The organism is Flavobacterium sp. MMLR14_040, from assembly GCF_033657265.1.
Lineage (GTDB): Bacteria > Bacteroidota > Bacteroidia > Flavobacteriales > Flavobacteriaceae > Flavobacterium.
Map to the genome: position 1 here is coordinate 188,721 of NZ_JAWVWO010000006.1, position 23,231 is coordinate 211,951.

Genomic DNA, 23,231 nt, shown 5'->3' on the forward strand with positions numbered 1-23,231 from the left:
AGGTTTCAAGTTTCAAGTTGGCACAGAACGTGAAACTTGGAACTTTGAACTTGAAACTGATTTAAGTTCAGTATTCTTATTTCAAGTTACGTACAGAACGTGAAACTTGAAACTTTAAACCTGAAACAAATTTTTCCTAAAATCCGCTTGGTTTCAAATGTAAACCGGTGGTTTCTTCCAGTCCAAACATCAAATTCATGTTTTGAATCGCTTGTCCTGAAGCACCTTTGGTTAAGTTGTCAATGATTGAGGTAATCAAAATCCGGTTTCCTTTTTTCATTAAACTGATGATACATTTGTTGGTCTGCACGACTTGTTTCATATTGATATTTGTCGTTGTTACGGTTACAAATGGTTCATTTTTATAGAACTCTTCGTATTTGGCAACGGTTTGTTCAAGACTTTCGTCGGATGTTGTGTATAAGGTTGCAAAAATTCCTCTTGGAAAATCTCCTCTGTTTGGAATAAAAAGCAACTCGCTTTCAAAATCATCCTGCAACTGAACCAGGCTTTCTGAAATCTCTCCTAAATGTTGGTGTTCAAAAGCTTTATAATGCGACATATTATTGTTTCTCCAGCTGAAATGTGACGTTTCTGAAAGTCCAACGCCAGCGCCTGTGCTTCCGGTTGTGGCATTAATATGAACGTCATTATTTAGTAAATTAGCTTTCGCCAAAGGCAACAAAGCCAACTGAATCGCTGTCGCAAAACAACCCGGATTTGCAATATAATTCGCTTTTTTGATCTCTGCTTTATTCAATTCGGGTAAACCGTAAATAAAATCTTTTCCTTCAAAATGAGCATCTTTGTTCAATCTGAAATCATTTCCTAAATCGATGATTTTAGTATGACTTGCAAATTGATTTTCCTGCAAAAATGAAATCGATTTTCCGTGTCCAAGACATAAAAAGACAACATTTACATCCGGATTTATTTCATCAGTAAAATTCATTTCAATGTCTCCCATCAAATCGTGGTGTGCCACAGAAAGCGGTTTACCCGAATTCGTCGTGCTGTAAACAAAATCAATGTTTACATTGGGATGATACATTAATATTCTGATCAATTCTCCGGCAGTGTAGCCCGAACCACCAATTATTCCGATATTAATCATGAGTTAAATGGTTTACAGATGAAAATATGTTTTGTGCATTTCCTAAAATCTTAATAAATCCTTTTGCATCGTCAGATGTCCAGGCATTGTTCATTTCTCCGTATTGACCAAAACCTGTGTTCATCAAATCATTTTTAGATTCGATTCCGTCAAGCGAAAAATGATATGGTTTTAACGAAACAGTTACAGTTCCGTTTACTGTTTTTTGTGTGTCTTGCAAAAATGTCTCAATGTTACGCATTACAGGATCTAAAAACTGACCTTCATGAAATAACATTCCGTACCAGTTTCCTAGTTGTTCTTTCCAGTATTGCTGCCATTTACCAAGCGTGTGTTTCTCTAATAAATGGTGTGCTTTTATGATAATTAAAGGTGCAGCAGCCTCAAAACCAACTCTTCCTTTAATTCCGATAATGGTGTCTCCTACGTGAATATCTCTACCAATCGCATAAGCATTGGCTAGTTTTTCAAGCTTTACAATATTATTTTCAGGCAAATCTTTTTTACCGTTTAAGGCCACTAATTCTCCCTGTTCAAAGTGTAAAGTCACTTTTTCTTCTCCTTCTTTTTGCAATTGCGAAGGATAAGCTTCACTTGGCAAAGGCTGTCCCGAAGTTAAAGTTTCTTTTCCTCCTACGCTGGTTCCCCAAAGTCCTTTATTGATTGAATATTGTGCTTTTTCCCAAGAATAGTGAACGCCGTTTTTAGCCAAATAATCCACTTCTTCTTGTCTGGAAAGTTTTAAATCTCTAATTGGTGTAATAATTTCAATTTCCGGGGCAATGGTCTGGAAAATCAAATCAAAACGAATTTGATCATTTCCTGCTCCTGTACTTCCATGTGCGATAGCGTTTGCTCCTACTTTTTTAGCATATTTAATGGCTTCAATTGCCTGAAAAACACGCTCTGCACTTACTGACAATGGATATGTATTGTTTTTTAATACATTTCCAAAAATCAAATATTTTATAGCTTTATCGTAATATTTGTCTATGATGGTTAGGTTGGCGTGTTGCGCACTTCCTAGTTCATAAGCTCTTTTTTCGATTGCTGTTAATTCTTCTTCACTAAATCCTCCTGTATCTACAAGTACGGTATGAACTTCGTATCCTTTTTCATTTTTTAAATATTTCAAACAATACGAGGTATCTAATCCTCCACTATAAGCTAATACAACTTTTTTCATTTTTTATAATTTAGGCTAATACTTTCGTACTTAGCAAGTTTGAGATTTATTTTATTTGTTTTTAAGATAAAAAAACAAAAGACATTATTTTATTTAAGAATAAGGCTTGTTTAATTTTCTTTAATCTGCTCAAAACAGCTTCGTTAAAAGGATGTCTTGGCGGACCTTTTGGTTTGTCTTTTGGATCATAAAGCATTCCTGTACACAGGCACATTTTGTTTTCTTTACTTTGCAGAATTTGAAAATTAGTACAAGTTTTACAACCCGCCCAAAAACTCGGATCTGTTGTAAGCTCTGAGAAAGGCACTGGTTTATAACCCAAATCAGAGTTGATTTTCATTACTGCCAAACCGGTCGTAATTCCGAATATTTTTGCATCAGGATATTTCTGTAGAGAATAATCAAAAACTTTCGATTTTATCTGTTTTGCTAAACCTAAGTTTCTGTAGTCCGGGTGCACAATTAAACCAGAATGTGCCACGAATTTTCCATGCTCCCAACTTTCGATATAACAAAAACCTGCAAATTTTCCATCTGCCAAAGCAATCATCGCATCACCGTTCGACATTTTTTTCTGAATGTATTCAGGAGTTCTTTTAGCAATCCCAGTACCTCTTAATAAGGCAGATGATTCTATCGTATCGCAAATTTCCTGTGCGAATTTAAAGTGTGCTTCCTGAGTTACAACAATAGAGATTTTCATTTCAATAGTTGAAGTTAGAGTTAAAAATTAAAACGTATTGTTTAGTTTGAAATCTTGAAACCCATCCAATAAAGTTAGATAAAATAGAAGTAACATTCTCAAAATCAAAAAGTTGATTTAGAAAATAATTAAAATAAGATATACTTTTAGGATATGTTTGTCCAATGGACAAATTATGTGATTTCAAAATGAAAAATGAATATAAATAAATACGCGGCGAAAAACTCTGTGAATACTATAGAGATAGTATCCGTACTTCGGGAGAAGTTACAGGTGAGTTTGTCCGTGACAAAGAAGTTATATATAAACTTATTTTATTCATCGGTGCAAAAGTACACTATTTTTTAATTATCAAAACAAAAAAATAAAAATCTAACATTTTTTTAATGGAATGTTGGTTTTCTATAAGGTTCTGAGTTGCTAAGATTCTGAGGTTCTGAGTTTTTTACTGAACCTGAAACTTTAAACTTGAAGCCTGAAACTAAAAAACAAAACCCGATAGCTTTAATAACTATCGGGTTTTAAACATTTTAATATTTTTTGATTTATTTTTTAGTAAACGGAATTACTTGTCCGTTACCTAAAACAATCATATCAAAACCTGTTTTTGATTCGTTAAACTTGAATTTTAAACCTGCTCTTTTTGATTCGAATGTATCTTTTTCATTTGCAACAGGAGATAAACTAAATTTTGGATAGTTTGGAAGTTCTGCGCTTAAAATGCTGTTTTTCTCTGTCATTTCAATTGTCAAAGGTGATTTGGTAGTAACATAATTTCCTAAATAACCATCAAGAATAATGTCTTTTTCAATTTTGCCGTTTCCCGCTTTCCAAACATTATTGCTTTCGTTATAATCTGGAAAAGCATGATCGGGATCTAAAGTAATGCTTTCTATTTCTTCTGTAGAATTATGTTTGAAAGACCAATCGTTGTTACGCTGCCAGATTTCTACAGGTAATTTAACTCTGGTTACTTTTCCGCTTTTTGTTTTTACATCCAAAATAATTGGCATTGGCATTTTGTCGAAATTTTCAACTGTAATAACCACTCCTTTTGCAGGATCATTTTTTACATATTTAATAGAATTGATCCCCTGATCAAATCTCCAGTTGTTTACAAACCAGCTTCTCCAGAACCAGCTTAAATCTTCTCCGGCAACATTTTCAATTGTTCTGAAAAAGTCATCCGGCTGCGGATGTTTATAAGCCCAACGCTCTACATAAGTACGTAATGCTTTATCAAAACGCTCCTCTCCTAAAACCTGCTCTCTTAAAATTACCAATCCAGCGCTTGGTTTTGCGTAACATAAAACTCCAATATTTGCTTCCTTCATATTATCAGGAGAGCTCATAATAGTTTCTAATTTTGGATTTGTATAATATTCTGCATCTTCGTGTAAGTTAGAAGCCGGCTGTTTGTACTCTCCGTTATTGAAATCGTAAGAACTTACAGAGTTGATAAAAGTATTAAAACCTTCATCCATCCACGCAAAATAACGTTCGTTTGAACCTACAATCATCGGGAACCAAATGTGTCCAAATTCATGATCTGTAACTCCCCATAAATCATCTCCTTTAGATTTCCATCCGCAAAAAACAATTCCCGGATATTCCATTCCGCCTTCATTTCCTGCTACGTTTGTAGCGGCAGGATAAGGGTATTCGAACCATCTTTTTGAGTAATTCTCGATAGATGCTTTTGTATATTCCGTAGAACGTCCCCATGCATCATTTCCTGCACTTTCTACCGGATAAGCCGATAAAGCCAACGCTTTTTTGCCACTTGGCAAGTTTATTTTTGCTCCGTCTAAGATAAAAGCCGGAGACGATGCCCATGAAAAATCACGTGCATTTTTAATTTGATAATGCCATGTTTTTTCAGCAGTTGCATTTGTATTTGCTGTGGCAGCAACTTCATCTGCAGAACGAATCATTACCGTTTTATCGCTTTGTTTGGCTTCTCCATAGCGCTTAAATTGTTCAGCAGAAAACACTTCTGATCCATTTAATAATTCACCTGAACCTACAACATAATGATTGGCAGGAGTTGTTATTTTTACATCAAAATCACCGTACTCTAAATAAAACTCAGAAGCCCCTAGATACGGTGCAGTATTCCAGCCTCTTACGTCATCATACACACACATGCGCGGGTACCATTGTGCAATGGTGAAGATTTTTCCGTTTTTGGTTTCTAAAACTCCCATTCTGTCTGATCCCTCAAAAGGTGCAATGAACGAAAATTCGATTTTAATTTTTACAGATCCTCCTTTTGAAGCTAATTCTTCCGGAAGGAAAATTTGCATTCTTGTATCTGTAACTACGTATTTTACATCAGTTTCTGTTTTTTTCTTTCCAGAAATTACTTTTACCGATTTAATTTTATTTCCGCCCTCAAAAACCTGACCCTGCGCTCCGTTACGGCTTCCTGTTAAAGGAACAACAGCATTTCCTCTTGAGTCTTCTTTAAATAAATTTTGATCTAAATTCAACCAAACAAAAGACAATTTATCAGGACTATTATTGGTATATGTAATTTCGTCTGTACCAGTAATTTCATTTGTAGTCCCGTTTAATTTTGCTGTTATTTGATAATCAGCTCTGTTTTGCCAGTATTCAACTCCCGGCTGACCGCTGGCAGAACGAGTTGGACTACCATTTTTAGTGTAAAAATGTGGTGCAAAAGCATCGTGGTAATTGTAATTATTAACAGGGGTAACTGCTGTTGTAGCTGGCGTTTGTTGCGCCCAAACAGAAGAAATCCCTACAAACAAAGCCATGGTTAATAAGGCTTTTGTGGATTGTTTTTTCATATTTTTTAGCTGTTTATGTAGCAAATTAATGAAAAAAAAAGCTATTTACAGAGAAAAAATTAACCTTAAATTAAAGTTTAGCAAAATTTTATAAAAAAAATAATTTAAGCGATTTTCTTAAAAAACTAAATTTTATAAAATATATTTACATCACTTTTAAAACTAATTTCTTTCAATTAAACTATTTTGAATACAACTATATCAAATTCAACGCTTACAGCTTCTATCAAACATGCCGGAGCTGAATTGTTTTCTTTAAAAAACAATCAAAACCAAGAATATATCTGGGAAGGGAATCCTGATTTTTGGGGAAAACATTCTCCTGTTCTTTTTCCGATTGTGGGAACTTTAAAAAACAATACTTATACTATTAATGAAAAAGAATATCAATTGCCAAGACACGGATTTGCGCGTGATATGGAGTTTCAATTAATTGATAAAACCGAAAATAGTGCCGTTTTTTCCTTGCAGTCCAATAGTGAAACACTGAAAAAATATCCTTTTGATTTTGAATTGCAGCTTATTTATACGCTGAATGAAATCACTTTAGACATTGCATACAAAGTAATTAATAAAAGTGAAACCAAAATGCCTTTTTCTATAGGCGCACATCCGGCGATTGCTTTACCTAAAAATTTTGATAATTATTCTTTTCAATTTGATAAAGAAGAAGATTTAGAATATTCTCTTTTAGAAAATGATTTGATTTCGAATAAAACAGAAAGTTTGCAAACTATTGAAAATCTGGTTCCGCTGAATTATAAATTGTTTGAAAATGATGCGTTGGTTTTTAAAACTTTAGAATCTAATTCACTTACTATTCTTGAGAATTCAAAACCTTATATAAAAGTTGATTTTGCAGATTTTCCGAGTTTAGGAATCTGGACAAAAAATCAGGCCCCATTTGTCTGTATTGAGCCGTGGTTTGGTTATTCAGACACGGCCGAAAATTCAGGGGATTTATTCGAAAAAGAAGGGATTTTGATTTTAGATGCCAAAGAAACATTTAATTCAAAATTTAGTTTACAAATATTATAAAAATAAAAAAATGCTGGAATTTAACTTTTCTCCATTTCCAATCATAGAAACCGAACGTTTGCTTTTAAGAAGAATTACGAATGACGACGCAAATGAAATTCTTGAATTGCGCTCGAATCCGGAAACTATGAAATATATTCCGAGACCTTTGTTAAAAAACACTGAAGATGCACTCGGGCACATTGCAATGATTGAAGAAAAAATTGAAACTAACATCGGAATCAATTGGGCAATTACTTTAAAAGAAAGCCCTAAATTATTAGGAATTATTGGTTTTTACAGAATGCAGCCTGAAAACTATCGTGCAGAAATTGGATATATGTTATTACCTGATTTTCACGGAAAAGGGATTATTCCTGAAGCCGTAAACAGGTTAAACAGATATGGTTTTGATGATTTAAAATTGCACTCTATAGAAGCTGTTATCGATCCGGAAAACTTTGCTTCTGAAAAAGTTTTACAAAAATGCGGTTTTGTTAAAGAAGCTCATTTTAAAGAATCTGAATTTTATGAAGGTCGCTTTCTGGACAAAGTAATTTACTCATTGTTAGACAAGTAAACTTTTAAAGATTTTATATCCAAAAATATAATCAAATACTCTGTTTTTTTTAACATACAGCAAGTATTAGTTGCGTTATATTTGCATCCGAAATAAGTAATTTTTAACTTATTTATCACTATGAAAATCTTGTTTATGAAAAAATTACTTGTTCTGTTTGTTCTTTTCTTTTCTATTCAATCACAAAGTCAGACTTATATTAAATTTAATGCCGCTACGGCTATAGTTGGCATACCTAATATTGGAGTTGAAACAAGCATTGGAGAAAAACTTACTTTTAGTGTGGACGTTATGGCTTCTTTTTGGGAATCTTTCAATGGCCATAGCCCAATGAAGTTTTATACTTTGACTCCTGAACTTCGTTATCATTTTAAAGAAAAATACAACGGATTTTATGTTGGCGGACATGCCGGACCGGATATTTATGAAATACAAAAATGGAATTATTTTGATTCAAATAAATATGAACACGGTTTTGGTTACCGTCTGGGTGTTTCAGTTGGGTATAATATCAAACTAAATGATAAATTCCTTATAGATATTTTTGCCGGAGGTGGCTGGCACCAGGGATTTTATCATGGATATTATAATGATGGAACTCCGGGAAGATATGAAACGGCACCGAATTGGAATAAAAGCGGTGAATGGCTGCCATATCGTGGCGGAGTAATGATTTCGTATAAATTATAATTACTTTGCCAGCTTAGGCAATGTTTTTACATATAAATCCTCTACTTTTTTGCGTGCCCAATCGGTTTTTCTTAAAAAGGTCAAACTTGATTTTATACTCGGATTTGAAGTAAAACATTTTATAGGAATTAATTCTGATAAGGTATCAAAACCATAATATTCTACTAATGTTTCTAGTATTTTTTGAAGGGTAACTCCGTGTAAGGGATCTTTAGATTGTTTTTGCATTTTTGTACTTTTATATAATATTAAAAAAGACCATACTCCAAAAAGTATGGTCTTTTCATTTTACAAAATTACTGAATTGAAATTTAATTCAATCGACTACTATTAGAATATAAATTTAAATCCTACAGCAAGTGGAGTTGTTAAATTTGAACCTCCCACTAAATAAGCAGAATCTACATTTGCCATATGAGCCAACCCAAAATTTGTAACAGTTGTTTTTTCGCCAAGTACAGGATCAATTGTAGTTGATGTAAAATTCACCAGATCATAAGAAAATTCAACAGAGAAATTTTTGGTTACGAAATAATCAAATCCGCCTGAAACAGAAAGTCCAAACTGGTTTATTTTAGTGTCGTTTTCTTTTTCTTTACCTGTGATAACCGGCAAAGCTGCCTGTCCGAAGAAATAAAGAGAACCAGCAACATTCCAATATTTTCTTGCTAATGGCTGAATTACAATTAAATCTGTTTTTGCTGGTGCTGAATTTAATGTTGGATCTGACTTCATGTTAATATAACCAAATCCCGCTCCAACAGCTACCGATGGTGTTACAAATGTACCTACAATTGGTATTACTGATATATTTGTATTCTTTACATCTCCGGTTTTGGTTTGCTGATAACCAAATTGAGATGTTACAAACCAGGCGCCTTTTAAACCCTGAGCAGATTCCTGAGCTTTTGCCGTTAAACTTACTAATACAATACTGATTAATGTTACAATTTTTTTCATTTTAAAGTTTGTTAAATTATTTAACAAACTTACCAGTAAGGCTTTTTTTTAAAAATGATTAAAATCATAGATTAAAAAAAATCTTTAATTATCTTAGATTCTCATTTTTAATTATCTTAGGACTACTAAAGTTTTCAATTTTGTTTTACATTTGCACACTATGTTAAAAACAGTCAATATACTTAATAAAAGAGCTCGATTTGATTACGAAATCATCGACACTTATACCGCCGGAATAGTTTTATCCGGTACAGAAATTAAATCTATACGATTAGGAAAAGCCAATATTACAGAGAGTTTTTGCGAATTTAGTAATTTGGAACTTTTTGCTATTAATACTTATATCGAGGAATATTCTTTTGGAAATCAATTCAATCATAAATCCCGAAGTGAGCGAAAATTGCTTCTAAATAGAAAAGAATTAAAAAGTCTTCATAAAAGTGTTCAGGCAAAAGGATTAACTATCGTTCCGTTAAAATTGTTTACCAACGAAAAAGGTCTTGCTAAACTGCAGATTGGTCTTTGTAAAGGAAAGAAAAACTACGACAAACGTGAATCTCTTAAAGAACAGGACACAAAAAGAGATTTAGACAGAATTAAAAAAGCGTACAACTAAATCTTAATTTACTGTAAAACAGCAATTTTAAATATTTTATACTTATTTTTACTACAATTAACTTTAATAAAAAAGTATGAAAAAGTATATTATTTTGTTCACTGTCTTTGCTTTTTTTAGTTGTGGCAGTAATACTTCTATTGTAAGTAGTTGGAGAGATCCTAAAATTACTGTGGCTCAGGAACATTTTAAAAAAGTTTTGGTCGTTGTTCTGGTAAAAGATGAAGCTTCCAGAAGAACGGCAGAAAATAGAATTGCTGCCAGTAATGAAATTTTTAAAACTTCATATCAATACCTGAACGAAAGTACTTCTCAACTTACTAAAGAGCAAAAATTAAAAATCCTGCAAGATGAGAATTTCGACGGAGTGATTACAATGCGTTTAGTAAGCACTGAGAAAGAAACCAATTATGTTCCGGGAACTTATACCGGAATGTATTACGGAGGTTTTGACGGAATGTACACAAATGTCTATGGTTACGGTTTCGGAAATTGGTACGGAATGTATTCGCCCAGCTTTTATGATCCCGGATATTATCAGGAAACCACATCGTATATGGTCGAAACCAATATTTTTTCATTAAAAGAGAATAAACTGATCTGGACGGGAACAACAAAATCTGAATATGTTACAGATTTAGGACAGACTGTAGATGCTATTATGCAAGCTGTTGTTGCAGAAATGAGAAAAGACGGCTCTTTGCCTCCAAAATAAAATTACAGAAAGCAATATTTACTTATTGCTTTTTTTGCATAATTTAAATTGACTAAATTTGTCAAGACATTTATAATTATTAAAAATGAAAACGCTTCTTAAAAACGCCCGTGAGCAAAAAGGATTAAAAACTCGTGAGGTTGCACAGCTTTTGGGTATTGATCAGGCTTTAATAAGTAAATTTGAAAGCGGTACACGAAAACCAACGAAGGATCAAATTTCTAAATTAGCCCAGCTTTTAGAAATAGATTACGAAACTTTAATGATTGCGTGGTTAAAAGAAAAAATTCTTTATGAAATTGGAGATAATGAATTTGCATTAAAAGCTATAAAAGCAGCACAAGATGAAATCAAATACAACAAAACAGTTTCTAACTTAAAAATATCAACTTCTTTAGAAAAATTATTAAATCAAATTGATATTCTAAAAGAGAAACTAGATAGCTACAAGCAATTTGATAGTTATAAAATTACACAGGCTCTTGAATTAGAGTATACTTTTGAAAGCAATCGAATTGAAGGAAACACGTTGACACTTCGAGAAACAGATTTGGTAATTAATGAAGGCTTAACGATTTCAGGAAAAAGTATGAGGGAGCATCTTGAGGCCATAAACCATCAGGAAGCAATTGGTTTTATAAAGGATTTAATGAGTAAAAATAATTCTATAAATGAACGTGATCTTTTATCAATTCACAACTTAATTCTTAGAGGAATAATTCCGGAAGATGCGGGCCGCTACAGAAAAGTACAGGTCATGATCACAGGAAGTACGCATATGCCTCCACAACCATTTTTGGTTGCCAAAGAAATGGAAGATTATTTTATTTGGTATGAAATCAATAAAAACAAATTACATCCCATTATTCTGGCTGCCGAAATGCACGAAAGATTGGTTACAATTCACCCTTTCATTGATGGAAATGGAAGAACTTCGCGTTTGATTATGAATTTAATCTTAATGCAAAAAGGGTATTTAATTGCCAATATAAAAGGAGATTATGAAAACAGAATGCAGTATTACCAATCTCTCGAAACCGCTCAGAACAAAAACAACAAGGAAGACTTTTTAATGTTTATTGCTCAAATAGAGAAAGAAAGTTTAGAAAGATATATTAGTATCATTGCTCAATAAAACCAAAACACGAATTTCACTAATTTACACAAATTAAAAACTGATTACGTTTGTGAAATAATTTCACAAGCTGAATTAGTGACAATTAGTGAAATTCGTGTTTAAAATTAATTTCTATCTTCTAATAAAGGAACAAATCGAAACTCTCCAAATTCATGTTTTTCGAATTGTGTTTCGTTTTTGCGAATCAATAATGTCATAATCTGAACATCTTCGCCTAACGGAATAACCAGTCTTCCTCCTATTTTTAATTGCGCCATTAATGGCTGCGGAATAAAAGGTGCGCCCGCCGTAACAATAATACTATCAAACGGTGCATGATTTGGCAAACCTTTGTAACCGTCTCCAAACGAAAGATGTTTGGGGCGAATATTTAACTTTGGAAACAGGTTCGAAGTTGCTTTAAACAATTCATTTTGCCTTTCTACACTATAAACTTTAGCGCCAAGCATAAACAAAACAGCTGTTTGGTAACCAGATCCGGTACCAATTTCCAGGATTTTATGATCCTTTTTTACTTCTAATAATTGCGATTGAAATGCAACTGTATAAGGCTGCGAAATAGTTTGTCCCGCTCCTATAGGAAATGCCTTATCCTGATAAGCATAATCTTCAAAACTTGAATTTAAAAAAAGGTGTCTTGGGATTTTTTTTATCGCATCCAAAACCGCTCTGTCAGTAATTCCTTTTTGTTCTAAAGTGCTTACTAATTGATTACGAAGTCCTTGATGTTTGGCAGTGTCTTTCAAAATAGGTTTATTTTATTTTGGTAAAATTAATAAACTAAATACTAAATCAAATATTGATTTTTAATTATTAAATCGCTAAATCTTTATTGTATTAACTTTTACTTTCAACAAATAAATTATATTTTTGTTTAAAATACATTCTCATGTTAAAAGTAGGAGTTTTAGGTGCTGGTCATCTAGGTAAAATACATTTACGCTTATTACAACAATCTGACAAATACGAATTAGTTGGATTTTACGACGAAAATCAGGAAAACGCCGAAAGAATTTCAAAAGAATTCGGTTATAAAAACTTCAGCACCATTGCAAAATTAATCCACGCTGTGGATGTAATCGATATTGTAACGCCAACACTTTCTCATTATAAGTGTGCAAAAGTGGCGATCAAATCAGGAAAACATATCTTTATAGAAAAACCAATTGCCAATACTGTTGAGGAAGCTGAAGAAATTATAGCTTTAGCAAAAGAATACAACGTAAAAGGGCAAGTTGGTCATGTTGAGCGCTTTAATCCCGCGTTTATTGCAACAAAAAACATGATCGAAAATCCCATGTTTATAGAAACGCATCGTTTGGCCGAGTTTAACCCGCGTGGTACAGATGTTCCTGTGGTTTTAGATTTAATGATTCACGATATTGATGCTATATTGAGTGTTGTACATTCAAAAGTAAAAGATATTCATGCAAGTGGCGTTTCTGTAATTAGTGATACTCCGGATATTGCCAATGCCCGAATTGAATTTGAAAATGGTTGTGTTGCCAATTTAACAGCGAGCAGAATCTCAATGAAAAACATGCGCAAAACACGCTTCTTTCAAAAAGATGCTTACATTTCTGTTGACTTTTTAGAGAAAAAGTGCGAAGTAGTTCGTATGAAAGATGCGCCGGAAGTTCCCGGAGATTTTGATATGATCCTGCAAAATGCCGAAGGTGTAAAAAAACAAATCTATTTTACAAATCCTGATGTTGAGCAAAATAATGCAATTCTGGATGAATTAGAATCATTTGCAAACGCAATCAATACAAATACAACACCTGTAGTTACGTTAGAGCAAGCTACAGATGCTTTAAGAGTTGCGTATCAGATTATTGATTGTTTCGACAAATAATATAATTTTAAAAATAAAAATAGCCACGAATTCACTACCTTAATTGGTGAATTCGTGGCTAAATCATAAATATAATACCAATATATAAAATGAAAACGATAGCTGTAGTTGGTGCAGGAACAATGGGTAACGGAATTGCTCATACTTTTGCACAAAGTGGTTTTACTGTAAAACTTATTGATGTTTCTGAGAAATCTTTAGACAAAGGAATGGCGACTATTGCCGCGAATTTAGACAGAATGTTGTCTAAAGGAACAATTACTCAGGAAGATGTTGCAAAAACTATCACCAATATTATTACGTATACTGATATTAAAGACGGAGTTGTTGGCGTTGATTTGGTTGTTGAAGCAGCTACAGAAAATGTAGAACTAAAACTAAACATCTTCAAGCAATTAAACGAAGCTTGTTCTCATAATACGATTTTAGCGACGAATACTTCTTCAATATCCATTACACAAATTGGAGCTGTAGTTGCACATCCTGAACGCGTTATCGGAATGCACTTTATGAATCCCGTTCCAATTATGAAATTAGTTGAAATCATTCGTGGATACAATACCAGCGATGAAGTCACTAAAATTATCATGGATTTATCAGTTAAATTAGGAAAAACACCTGTTGAAGTAAATGATTATCCTGGTTTTGTAGCTAACAGAATCCTGATGCCTATGCTAAACGAAGCCATCGAAACGTTATATAATAAAGTTGCCGGAGTTTATGAAATTGATACTGTAATGAAATTAGGAATGGGACACCCGATGGGACCGCTTCAACTTGCTGATTTTATTGGTCTTGATGTTTGTTTGGCCATTTTAAATGTAATGTACGAAGGTTTCAAAAATCCTAAATATGCTCCTTGCCCATTATTGGTAAATATGGTAAGAGCTGGAAAATTAGGAGTGAAATCCGGTGAAGGTTTTTATGATTATAGTGAAAGCAAAAAAGCAGAGAAAATCTCTAAGCAGTTTATCCTTTCATAAAAAATAAATGCAATGTCAATAGCATCAAATTTAAATAGTATTAAAGCAAGTTTGCCAGAACATGTAACATTAGTTGCCGTTTCTAAAACCAAACCTGTTTCAGACTTAATGCAAGCCTACGAAGCTGGCCAACGCATTTTTGGGGAAAACAAAATCCAGGAAATGGCCGAGAAATGGGAAGAAATGCCAAAAGATATTCAGTGGCATATGATTGGTCATGTGCAAACGAATAAAGTCAAATTTATGGCACCCTTTGTGAGTTTGATTCACGGAGTTGATAGTTTGAAATTGTTACAGGAAATCAACAAACAAGCATTAAAAAACAATAGAGTTATTGATTGTTTGCTTCAAATACATATTGCCGAAGAAGAAACTAAATTTGGTTTAGACGAAAATGAATTAAATGAACTTATTTCTTCATCTAAGTTCAAAGAACTCAAAAATATTCGTACCTTAGGTTTAATGGGAATGGCAACATTTACAGAAAACCAAAACCAAATCAAAAAAGAATTCCAACATTTAAAATCGATTTTTGATTCGATTCAAAATGAAGATTTTTCCATTATTTCCATGGGAATGTCCGGCGATTACCAACTTGCAATAGAATATGGAAGCACCATGGTACGTATTGGAAGCAGCATTTTTGGAGGTCGCTAATTTCAAAAAACCTACAATTGTAAGTCGCACTACGGCGCGTCTCTACACACAAAACTGATTACTGAATACTGATACTGAAAACTAAATTTGTACGCAATACTAGACATAGAAACTACTGGAGGACAGTTTAATGAAGAAGGAATTACCGAAATCGCCATTTATAAATTTGATGGACACGAAGTAGTTGACCAATTCATTAGTCTTGTAAATCCCGAAATTCCGATTCAGCCCTTTGTGGTAAAATTAACTGGGATTAATAATGCCATGCTGCGCTCTGCTCCCAAGTTTTTTGAAGTTGCTAAACGAATTATAGAAATCACTTCAGATTGTATTATTGTTGCTCATAACGCTTCTTTCGACTACCGAATTTTACGTACAGAATTCAGACGTTTAGGTTACGATTTTGAAGCCAAAACCCTTTGTACAGTAGAACTTGCTAAAAAATTAATTCCCGAGCAGCCTTCTTATAGTTTAGGAAAACTGGTTCGCGCACTCGGAATCCCGATGGCAGACAGGCATCGTGCCAGCGGAGATGCTATGGCAACAACGAAGCTTTTCAAAATGCTTCTTGAAAAAGATCTGGAAAAAACAATCGTAAAAGATTTTATAAAACTCGAAGTCGAAAAAGGGATATCACCAAAATTAATGGATTTAGTGGGACAAATGCCTTCTAAAACCGGTATTTATTATATTTATAATGAAGGCGGTACATTAATTTATATCGGCAAAAGCCAAAACATTCGAAAAAGAGTAAATCAGCATTTTACCGGAATTACAACCAAAAGCAAAAAGATTCAGGCAGAAGTTTTCACTATTACTTATGATGAAACCGGAAGCGAATTGATTGCTTTGCTTAAAGAAAGTGAAGAAATAAAAGTAAACCGACCAAGGCATAATCGCTCACAGAAAAAAACTTTTTTTCCGTTTGCTTTATATGCTGAAAAAGATTCCAACGGTTATCTGAACCTAAAACTTCAAAAAGCGGATGGACGTAAAAAAGAAATTACATCCTTTATTTCTTTACAGGAAGGTAAAAACATGCTGTTCAAATTCACAGCCAAATATCATTTATGCCAAAAATTGACAGGTTTATATCAATCCAAAAAAGAATGTTTTCAATATAAAATAAAAGAATGTGACGGTGCCTGTATTGGCGAAATTAGTGCGGAAGAATATAATAGCCGTGTACAACAATTTATATCAGAACACAGTTTCGAAAACAAAAACATGATTATCATCGACAGAGGGCGAAATGTAAATGAAAGAAGTGCGGTATTAATCGAAAACGGGCAATACAAAGGCTATGCTTATTATGATTTGAATTATCAAATTATGAATATCGACATCCTGAAAAATATTTTAATCCCAATGCAAAACAATCGCGACGTAAAAAACATAATTCAAAATTACGTTCGTAAAAGTAAATCAGTCAAAATACTTCATTTTTAACAAATAAAAACTTTCATTATATTTGTAAGTTATGAAAAAGATGAAATCAAGATACGAACATTTTAGAGAAAAAATCAAGATCGTTCTATATGGCACAAACACCATTTTAGGAAGAATGTTCGATTTAGTACTTCTGGGACTTATATTATTGAGCGTTCTTTTGATAATGATGGAAACCGTTCAGGGAATTAATCAAAAATACCACTCTCAACTGATTATTTGCGAATGGATAATTACAGGATTTTTTACTATCGAATACATTTTAAGAATAATTTCGATTCAAAAACCGGTAAAATATGTTTTTAGTTTCTACGGAATCATCGATTTACTTGCTGTTTTACCCATGTATTTGTCTATATTTTTCCCCGGAGCAAGCATACTTTCCATCGTCAGAGCTTTGCGTTTCTTTCGATTATTCAAAATATTACACATTCCGCAAATATCACATCAATCTATACAGCTTCGGGAAGCTATTGAAGCCAGCAAGGAAAAAATTCTTGTATTCATTTACTTCGTTTTGATAAGTACCATAATAATCGGCTCAATAATGTATTTAGTTGAAGGAAAAGAATCTGGATTCACGAGTATCCCGATAAGTATTTACTGGACAATTGTAACGTTGACAACTGTTGGTTATGGTGATATTTCTCCACAAACTCCTTTAGGACAATTCATTGCAGCTTTAGTAATGATTTTAGGTTACGGAATTATAGCCGTACCAACCGGAATCGTTACAGCAGAATTTGCAAAAAGCAGTTTAAAAAACAGTAATAGCGTAAGTGGAAAAAAAACATGCAGAAAATGCAATTCTCAAGTACATTTTGATAACGCAAAATACTGTTATCAATGTGGAACAGAATTGCCAAATAATTAATTTAAGAAGCTAATCCAGCTGTACATTACAACTCCTCCTTATCTTTGTTGTTTTTTTAAGGCATAAAAGGAGCTTCTAAAGTCGCTCTTTTATCCCAAAAAAAACGAACAAACATAAGTCCGGGGTTTCCATTTCCATCTGGGCTAAAAAATATGAAATACTTAATTACCATTGTCGGACCAACAGCCATAGGCAAAACAGCCTTGAGTATTGCTTTGGCAAAACATTTTAACTGCGAAATAATCTCATGCGACAGCCGTCAGTTTTTTAAAGAAATGACCATTGGTACTGCAGTTCCAAATCAGGACGAGCTTAAAGCAGCAAAACATTATTTCATTCAAAATAAATCTATTTTCGAAAATTATACCGTTGGCGATTACGAAAAAGAAGCACTTTTAAAATTAGAAGAATTATTCCAAACAAATGATTTTGCTATATTAATTGGTGGTTCTGGTTTATATGTTGATGCAGTTTTAAAAGGATTTGATGAATTCCCCGAAATTGATTCTTCTGTAAGAGCAGAAATAAATTCTAATTACGAAAAACTCGGAATCAATTATTTACAGGAACAATTAGAACTTTTAGATCCGGAATATTTTCAAAAAATAAATTTAGAAAATCCACAGACTTTACAAAACCCGCAGCGAATGATGCGTTTTGTAGAAGTTTGTATCGGAACACAAAAACCATATTCCTCTTTTCTAAATCAAAAGAAAAACAATAGAAACTTCACTCCTATTTTAATTGGTTTAGAAGCTGAAAGACAAGTGATTTATAACAGAATTAATCAGCGTGTCGATATTATGATGAACGAAGGTTTATTAGAAGAAGCAAAGGCCTTGTATCCTAATAAAGCATTAAATGCATTGCAAACGGTGGGTTATAGAGAATTATTTAGTTATTTTGACGGAGAATTCACCCTGCCATTTGCTATAGATGAAATCAAAAAAAACACACGAAGATTTTCCAAAAGACAATTGACGTGGTTCAAAAGAAATGAAGCCACAAAATGGTTTGATTACGCAACAGATAGAAAACAAATAATAGATTATATAGAAGATTTTTTAAAGTAAAAGCAAAATCTTTCTTCTTTCTCTATCTCTAAATCAATCTAAATCTAATATCAAAAATCTAAAATAAGAAAATGCCAATATCTCCAAATTTCACATCGGTTTTAAGCAAAGAATGGGAAATCAATTTTACACAATGCACGCCAAACGGTTTTTTAAAATATACCGATTTGTGTAATATTCTGCAGTTAACCGCCGCAGCACATTCTGAAGTTGGCGGCATTAGCTTTTTTGATATGCAGGAATTTCATCAGGCATGGGTTTTAAGCCGAATGCGTGTTGAAATTACCGCTTTACCAAAATGGCAGGACATTGTTACAGTAAAAACATGGATCAATAGTTTAGAAAATTCTCGCTCAGTTCGTGCCTTAGAAATGTATGTAAATGGCAAAAAAATAGTAGGCTGTGAAACCTATTGGGCTGTTTTCAATACGCAATTACGCCGTCCGGAAGCTTTAGCTCTGCCTTACGAACATTTTGAATTGTTTCCGGAAAATCGAGCCACCACTGAAGGTTTTTCAAAAATCAATATCAATCACGAAAAAGGGGCCATTTTTGAAAAAACAGTTTATTTATCAGATTTAGATATTGTAAATCATGTTAATAACGTAAAATATTTAGAGTGGTGCCTTGATCATGTTGATGAAAAAAGAATTTTAAAACAACAAGTAAAAAGCTTTGAAATGAACTTCATGAAAGAGCTTTCGCTTAAAGATAATGTGGTAATTCACGAAAGTGAAGATGATGATCACACGACCGCGACATTCAGTATTACCAAAGGCGAAAAGACCTGTTTTGCTTTGGAATTGCATTGGAAATAATTATTGCCCACTGATTAAACGGATTGAATGAATTTGCACCGATTTTTATTTTTATTTGAATTCGTGCTCATTCGTGGAATTCGTGGCAAAAAAAACGATGCAAGTTTGCATCGTTTTCTTCAATATTAAAATTATTTTGATTTCTTTTTTGAACCTTTTTTGGATTTCTTCGGCTTCTTTTTCTTTTCAAGCAGCTCAATTTTGCCTTTAATTCTTTTCTCCACTTCCGTAATATCAGAATCAAAAGCAAACTGTAAAGTTGTAAGTTTAGCATTTTTAATTTCCTTTAAAGCCTTTTTAAACTCTTGTTGAGCTTCAAGAAGAATCGCTTTCTTTACAAAAATTTCAGATTTATTTATTCCTTTTATGGTTAAAGCAAAGTCGATCAGCTTTTGAGCTTCTTCATAATCTTCATTCAAAATTAAAATATGCAAATAATACGGATATACCTCAAGTGCATGAATATTAATGGCTAAAGCTTCCTGAAAATAGTTTTTTGATTCTTCATAATTCAATAATTGCTCTGCCTGAATTCTTCCATATAAACACAAAACCATTGTATTTTTTGCATCATACGAAAAAGCATAATCTAAAGATTCAATCGTTTCTTCAAGCGAATAAGGATAATTATCCAAAGCCTGAAAAAGGTATTTATCAATTGTTTTCATTTCTTAAATCTGTTTTTAATTTCTGTCGAATTCCTTTGTAACTTTTAAGCACTTTATTTTTCTTGAAATCACTTCCTGTAAAAGTCCTAACCGGATCGCCACGCTGAACATTCAGTTGGTTTTCCCATTGTTTTCCAACATAACTTTTAAGTTGTTGCAAAGTTTCGTCTTCTAATTTTTTTAATAGTCTTTCTGTTGCCAGTTTTTTGTTTTGATGCTGCGATCGGCTGTCCATTGCTACAACCGCAATTCCGGTTGGAATATGCGTTGCCCTAACCGCCGAACTGACTTTATTAACGTGTTGTCCACCCGCACCGGAACTTCTCATTGCCTGATATTGAATATCGTTTTCCGAAATTGACGCATTTTTTTCCGGTTCAATCTCAAAAATGCCAATAAACCAATTTTTACGTTTGTGCATTTTACGAAACTGGCTTTGCCCAATCCATTGAATCGTTCCAATCCAGGAATTTACAAATGTTGCTGCATTTTTACCTTTCACAGCAATTGTTGCCGTTTCAACAGTTCCATTTTCAAAACCAACTTCTCTTTGTAATAATGTCGTTTCCAATTGCTGTTCCTGAGCTTCTTCCAACACTTTTTTAAGCACTTGGGCAACCACCCAAGTGCATTCTGCAGGTCCGCGACCCGCTGTTATTTGAATTATTTTTTCCATTTTTAATTTCTTTTTAGCGGTCCATTCTAACGATTCTCGGAGTAAAAGTTCCCAGAACTTCAACTAAATCCGTTTGATTAGCCATTACTTTTGTAATATCCTTGTACGCCATCGGAGCCTCGTCGATATTTCCTCCAATTAACGTGACATCATTTGATTTTAAAACTTTTTTGATTTCACTTTGGGTAAAAGTAGCTTTACACTTCGCTCTTGAAAATAAACGCCCTGCACCATGTGAGGCTGAATTTAAACTCTCAGCATTTCCTTTCCCTTTCACAATATAGCCCGGAGCTGTCATCGAACCAGGAATTATTCCCAATTGACCATCTGCCGCAGGGGTCGCACCTTTTCTATGTACGATACATTCCTGACCATTTACGATTTCTTTCCAGGCAAAATTGTGATGGTTTTCAATTGTTACCACTACCCTTTTTCCTATGGCTTTAGCAATTCTTCTATGAATATCATCGTGACAGGCTTTGGCGTATTCTCCTGCTAAATTCATCGCCAGCCAATATTCCTGGCCATCATGCGTATTTAAATCCAGCCACGCTAAATGCTGTACATTTTTTGGTAACGGACATTGTTTGGTTGCCAAATACGTGTAATGTTTCGCAATATTAGCGCCTAAACCACGTGATCCGCTATGTGAAAGAACAGCGAAATATTCACCGGCTCCTAACTTCCATTCATTTTCCGGATTGTCAATTTTTGCAATTCCAAATTCTACGAAATGATTTCCTCCGCCTGAACTTCCCAATTGCTTATACGCTTTTGGCAAAAGATTCTTTAATAACGGAATATCCTGAAATTCACTTCTGTAAAAAACATCATGATCTGCTTTTGCTGCATGCGTTTCGTTCATTCCAAACTTGGTATTGTCTTTTAAAATCGCCTCCAATTGATGCTCTTTTCCTTTAAAATGCGACGCTGGTAAGTCAAAAATCGACAAACTCATTCTACAGCCAATATCGACTCCAACTCCGTAAGGAATAACGGCATTATCTGTTGCTAAAACTCCGCCAATTGGCAATCCGTAACCTGAATGTGCGTCCGGCATTAAAGCTCCGGCAACTGAAATTGGTAACTTTAAAGAATCATACAATTGAAATTTAGCTTGCTGATCAATTTCATTTTCACCAAAAATTGTAAAAGGCACACGTGTCGTTTTAAGCTGGTGCATTCGAACCTGAACCGGTTTGATTAAACCTTCAGCCACTTTTCCCCACGTTCCATTTCCCTCAAATTTTTCAGGATAAAGCAAAACTTCTTTGGCTTCTGCTAAAATGGATTCCTTTTTTTCTCTTTTTCTATATCTGTTTATTTGCCCAAGGGCAATGTTTATTGAATTATTTTTTGGAAAGCCTAACTTAATCAGGTCTTTTCCGGATAATTTATTTCCCATGATTTATATCATTTTCATCTGCATATTGTTGATACAATACATGCAGACTTTTATTTTTAATTGGATTCTTCTCTTTCGGATTCTGGTAAACTTTCCAGCCCGAATAACGAGCATATCCCGTAAGTAATCTGTTTATTTTATGGTTTAAATTATAATTGGTAATATAATTTTCTAAAATCTGAAGCTCACTTTGTAAATCTGAATCAACTGGTTTTTTATGCGTTATAATATTCGGCCTTACCCGTAGCACAAATCTCCAAGGCTCATCAAATCGATAATAAATTATATCTCTCCCAAGTTTATTTGACCATTCTTTGGTTAATGTAAAGTAGGATTTCTCTTTTTCAGTCAAATCTAATTTCTTGCAATCCCAATCACTAATAGAAATCATTTTCAAAAACTGCTCTGATGGAACAGAAATTTTCTTTCCAAATTTTCTTTTGCGTTTGGTAAATGATTTTTCATTTGAATACTGATATGTATTAATTTTTTCCAATAAATTCATGAAAAAATCTGAATTTAGACCAACTAATACATCTGATCTTAAAACAAAAAACCGAACCCAGCCTTTTTGATAGGGTTTGTCTAATGGCACGGGTGGTGAATTCCAAACGGCATTAAACAATTGCTTCCTTTGAACGTAATTTTGACGTAATTCTTTTTCGAAATCTTCTTTTACTAACCTTTTCTTCTTTTTTTCACTTTTAAAACGACTACACAATGCATAATCATCTTCAGTGTAATTTTCCATTGAAAAAGTCTACTAAAATTAAATTGCTGAATCTTTTTACCCTTTCGGATAAATAATAAAATCGATTATTCGGGAAAATTTGAAGTGTCTAGAATAAAAAAAGCCCGAAACTAAATGTCTTCGGGCTTTTTTATATATCTAAAAATGAATTTCTAAGATTGAAATAAGCCACGAAGAAGCGCTGCACCAAATCCGTTTGGTGTGAAGCTTTGAGATGATAATGTAAGTACAAACATTTTTCTTCGTTTTAAAGGGTTATTATTTTTTTCGTCTGCAAATATTGTGAATTGTTTTTTGAATTTCCAAATTTATTTTAAAAAAAATCTCTTTAAAAATAATTAAGGTAAATTTAAAAATTATAAAAACAGAATTATGTATCTGGAAAATAAATAACTATACCTGAATATTAGATTTTAAAAAATAAATTCCAAATTCCAATTTTTGCAACGTTTATCACTTCAATTCTGGGACAAATGATGCTCAAAAAGCA

General features: G+C 33.3%; 24 protein-coding genes. 13 read left to right on the top strand and 11 right to left on the bottom strand.

The features are described 5' to 3' along the window. Window positions 1-136: 136 nt before the first annotated feature. The 4 genes from argC to SD960_RS10770 form a co-directional block, all read right to left on the bottom strand. Window positions 137-1,114, bottom strand: coding sequence for an N-acetyl-gamma-glutamyl-phosphate reductase (gene argC / locus SD960_RS10755; protein ID WP_318802892.1), 978 nt, complete (start codon window positions 1,112-1,114; stop codon window positions 137-139). Further along, window positions 1,107-2,300 carry an argininosuccinate synthase gene (locus SD960_RS10760; RefSeq protein ID WP_318802894.1) on the bottom strand — a complete coding sequence of 398 codons (1,194 nt, stop codon included), beginning with the start codon at window positions 2,298-2,300 and terminating at the stop codon, window positions 1,107-1,109. Before SD960_RS10760 ends, argC begins: the two co-directional genes overlap by 8 nt. Before the next feature lie 61 nt (window positions 2,301-2,361). Continuing rightward, window positions 2,362-3,003 carry a GNAT family N-acetyltransferase gene (locus tag SD960_RS10765; protein ID WP_318802897.1) on the bottom strand — a complete coding sequence of 214 codons (642 nt, stop codon included), beginning with the start codon at window positions 3,001-3,003 and terminating at the stop codon, window positions 2,362-2,364. A 545-nt stretch (window positions 3,004-3,548) separates the two neighbouring features. Beyond that, window positions 3,549-5,816, bottom strand: a complete 2,268-nt coding sequence (locus SD960_RS10770; RefSeq protein ID WP_318802899.1) for a M1 family metallopeptidase — start codon at window positions 5,814-5,816, stop codon at window positions 3,549-3,551. A gap of 186 nt (window positions 5,817-6,002) precedes the next feature. On the opposite strand from SD960_RS10770, the gene SD960_RS10775 reads away from it, so the two are divergent. The 3 genes from SD960_RS10775 (at window position 6,003) to SD960_RS10785 (ending at window position 8,103) form a co-directional block, all read left to right on the top strand. Beyond that, window positions 6,003-6,854 (top strand): aldose 1-epimerase family protein, encoded by an 852-nt coding sequence (locus tag SD960_RS10775; RefSeq protein WP_318802902.1) that lies wholly within the window; start codon window positions 6,003-6,005, stop codon window positions 6,852-6,854. Window positions 6,855-6,864: 10 nt separating this feature from the next. Then, entirely contained in the window at window positions 6,865-7,413 is a 549-nt protein-coding gene (locus tag SD960_RS10780; protein ID WP_318802903.1) for a GNAT family N-acetyltransferase, read from the top strand. 135 nt (window positions 7,414-7,548) lie between these two features. After that, window positions 7,549-8,103, top strand: coding sequence for a DUF3575 domain-containing protein (locus SD960_RS10785; RefSeq protein WP_318802905.1), 555 nt, complete (start codon window positions 7,549-7,551; stop codon window positions 8,101-8,103). Here SD960_RS10785 and SD960_RS10790 read toward each other — a convergent pair whose 3' ends face one another. Together SD960_RS10790 and SD960_RS10795 are read right to left on the bottom strand one after the other, a co-directional pair. After that, the gene (locus SD960_RS10790; protein WP_318802908.1) at window positions 8,104-8,331 is read right to left on the bottom strand and encodes a VF530 family protein; all 228 of its coding nucleotides are present in this window, start codon (window positions 8,329-8,331) and stop codon (window positions 8,104-8,106) included. It abuts the gene before it with no gap. A gap of 102 nt (window positions 8,332-8,433) precedes the next feature. Then, window positions 8,434-9,063, bottom strand: coding sequence for an outer membrane beta-barrel protein (locus SD960_RS10795; protein WP_318802910.1), 630 nt, complete (start codon window positions 9,061-9,063; stop codon window positions 8,434-8,436). A 160-nt stretch (window positions 9,064-9,223) separates the two neighbouring features. On the opposite strand from SD960_RS10795, the gene smpB reads away from it, so the two are divergent. The 3 genes from smpB to SD960_RS10810 all read left to right on the top strand — a co-directional run bounded on the left by smpB (window position 9,224) and on the right by SD960_RS10810 (window position 11,529). Next, window positions 9,224-9,679, top strand: coding sequence for an SsrA-binding protein SmpB (gene smpB, locus SD960_RS10800; protein WP_154781794.1), 456 nt, complete (start codon window positions 9,224-9,226; stop codon window positions 9,677-9,679). 76 nt (window positions 9,680-9,755) lie between these two features. Next, window positions 9,756-10,394: a hypothetical protein gene (locus tag SD960_RS10805; RefSeq protein WP_318802914.1), complete on the top strand. Its 639-nt coding sequence runs from the start codon at window positions 9,756-9,758 to the stop codon at window positions 10,392-10,394. 85 nt (window positions 10,395-10,479) lie between these two features. Continuing rightward, window positions 10,480-11,529: a Fic family protein gene (locus tag SD960_RS10810; protein WP_318802915.1), complete on the top strand. Its 1,050-nt coding sequence runs from the start codon at window positions 10,480-10,482 to the stop codon at window positions 11,527-11,529. Between the two features lie 107 nt (window positions 11,530-11,636). Here SD960_RS10810 and SD960_RS10815 read toward each other — a convergent pair whose 3' ends face one another. Beyond that, window positions 11,637-12,278: a protein-L-isoaspartate(D-aspartate) O-methyltransferase gene (locus SD960_RS10815; protein WP_318802916.1), complete on the bottom strand. Its 642-nt coding sequence runs from the start codon at window positions 12,276-12,278 to the stop codon at window positions 11,637-11,639. 143 nt (window positions 12,279-12,421) lie between these two features. On the opposite strand from SD960_RS10815, the gene SD960_RS10820 reads away from it, so the two are divergent. From SD960_RS10820 to SD960_RS10850, 7 genes are all read left to right on the top strand, one after another. After that, window positions 12,422-13,387, top strand: coding sequence for a Gfo/Idh/MocA family protein (locus SD960_RS10820; protein WP_042564371.1), 966 nt, complete (start codon window positions 12,422-12,424; stop codon window positions 13,385-13,387). 89 nt (window positions 13,388-13,476) lie between these two features. Continuing rightward, window positions 13,477-14,370 (top strand): 3-hydroxyacyl-CoA dehydrogenase family protein, encoded by an 894-nt coding sequence (locus SD960_RS10825; RefSeq protein WP_318802918.1) that lies wholly within the window; start codon window positions 13,477-13,479, stop codon window positions 14,368-14,370. Between the two features lie 12 nt (window positions 14,371-14,382). Continuing rightward, complete coding sequence (locus SD960_RS10830) at window positions 14,383-15,027, top strand: YggS family pyridoxal phosphate-dependent enzyme (RefSeq protein WP_318802920.1); 645 nt, start codon at window positions 14,383-14,385, stop codon at window positions 15,025-15,027. An 87-nt stretch (window positions 15,028-15,114) separates the two neighbouring features. Next, window positions 15,115-16,476, top strand: a complete 1,362-nt coding sequence (locus SD960_RS10835) for an exonuclease domain-containing protein (protein ID WP_318802921.1) — start codon at window positions 15,115-15,117, stop codon at window positions 16,474-16,476. A gap of 31 nt (window positions 16,477-16,507) precedes the next feature. Next, complete coding sequence (locus SD960_RS10840) at window positions 16,508-17,350, top strand: ion transporter (RefSeq protein ID WP_318802923.1); 843 nt, start codon at window positions 16,508-16,510, stop codon at window positions 17,348-17,350. A 152-nt stretch (window positions 17,351-17,502) separates the two neighbouring features. After that, window positions 17,503-18,423 carry a tRNA (adenosine(37)-N6)-dimethylallyltransferase MiaA gene (miaA, locus tag SD960_RS10845; protein WP_318802924.1) on the top strand — a complete coding sequence of 307 codons (921 nt, stop codon included), beginning with the start codon at window positions 17,503-17,505 and terminating at the stop codon, window positions 18,421-18,423. Window positions 18,424-18,494: 71 nt separating this feature from the next. Further along, window positions 18,495-19,241: an acyl-[acyl-carrier-protein] thioesterase gene (locus SD960_RS10850; protein WP_318802926.1), complete on the top strand. Its 747-nt coding sequence runs from the start codon at window positions 18,495-18,497 to the stop codon at window positions 19,239-19,241. Window positions 19,242-19,372: 131 nt separating this feature from the next. On the opposite strand, the gene SD960_RS10855 is transcribed toward SD960_RS10850, so the two are convergent. Genes SD960_RS10855 through SD960_RS10870 form a run of 4 tightly spaced genes read right to left on the bottom strand, consistent with a single transcriptional unit; the run spans window position 19,373 to window position 22,741 of the window. Continuing rightward, window positions 19,373-19,909 carry a hypothetical protein gene (locus SD960_RS10855; RefSeq protein WP_318802927.1) on the bottom strand — a complete coding sequence of 179 codons (537 nt, stop codon included), beginning with the start codon at window positions 19,907-19,909 and terminating at the stop codon, window positions 19,373-19,375. Then, window positions 19,896-20,585 (bottom strand): peptide chain release factor H, encoded by a 690-nt coding sequence (prfH, locus tag SD960_RS10860; RefSeq protein ID WP_318802928.1) that lies wholly within the window; start codon window positions 20,583-20,585, stop codon window positions 19,896-19,898. The genes SD960_RS10855 and prfH overlap by 14 nt, the downstream gene beginning before the upstream one ends. A gap of 13 nt (window positions 20,586-20,598) precedes the next feature. Continuing rightward, window positions 20,599-21,990, bottom strand: a complete 1,392-nt coding sequence (locus SD960_RS10865) for an RtcB family protein (RefSeq protein ID WP_318802930.1) — start codon at window positions 21,988-21,990, stop codon at window positions 20,599-20,601. Next, window positions 21,980-22,741, bottom strand: coding sequence for a hypothetical protein (locus SD960_RS10870; RefSeq protein ID WP_318802932.1), 762 nt, complete (start codon window positions 22,739-22,741; stop codon window positions 21,980-21,982). Before SD960_RS10870 ends, SD960_RS10865 begins: the two co-directional genes overlap by 11 nt. Window positions 22,742-23,231: the final 490 nt, after the last annotated feature.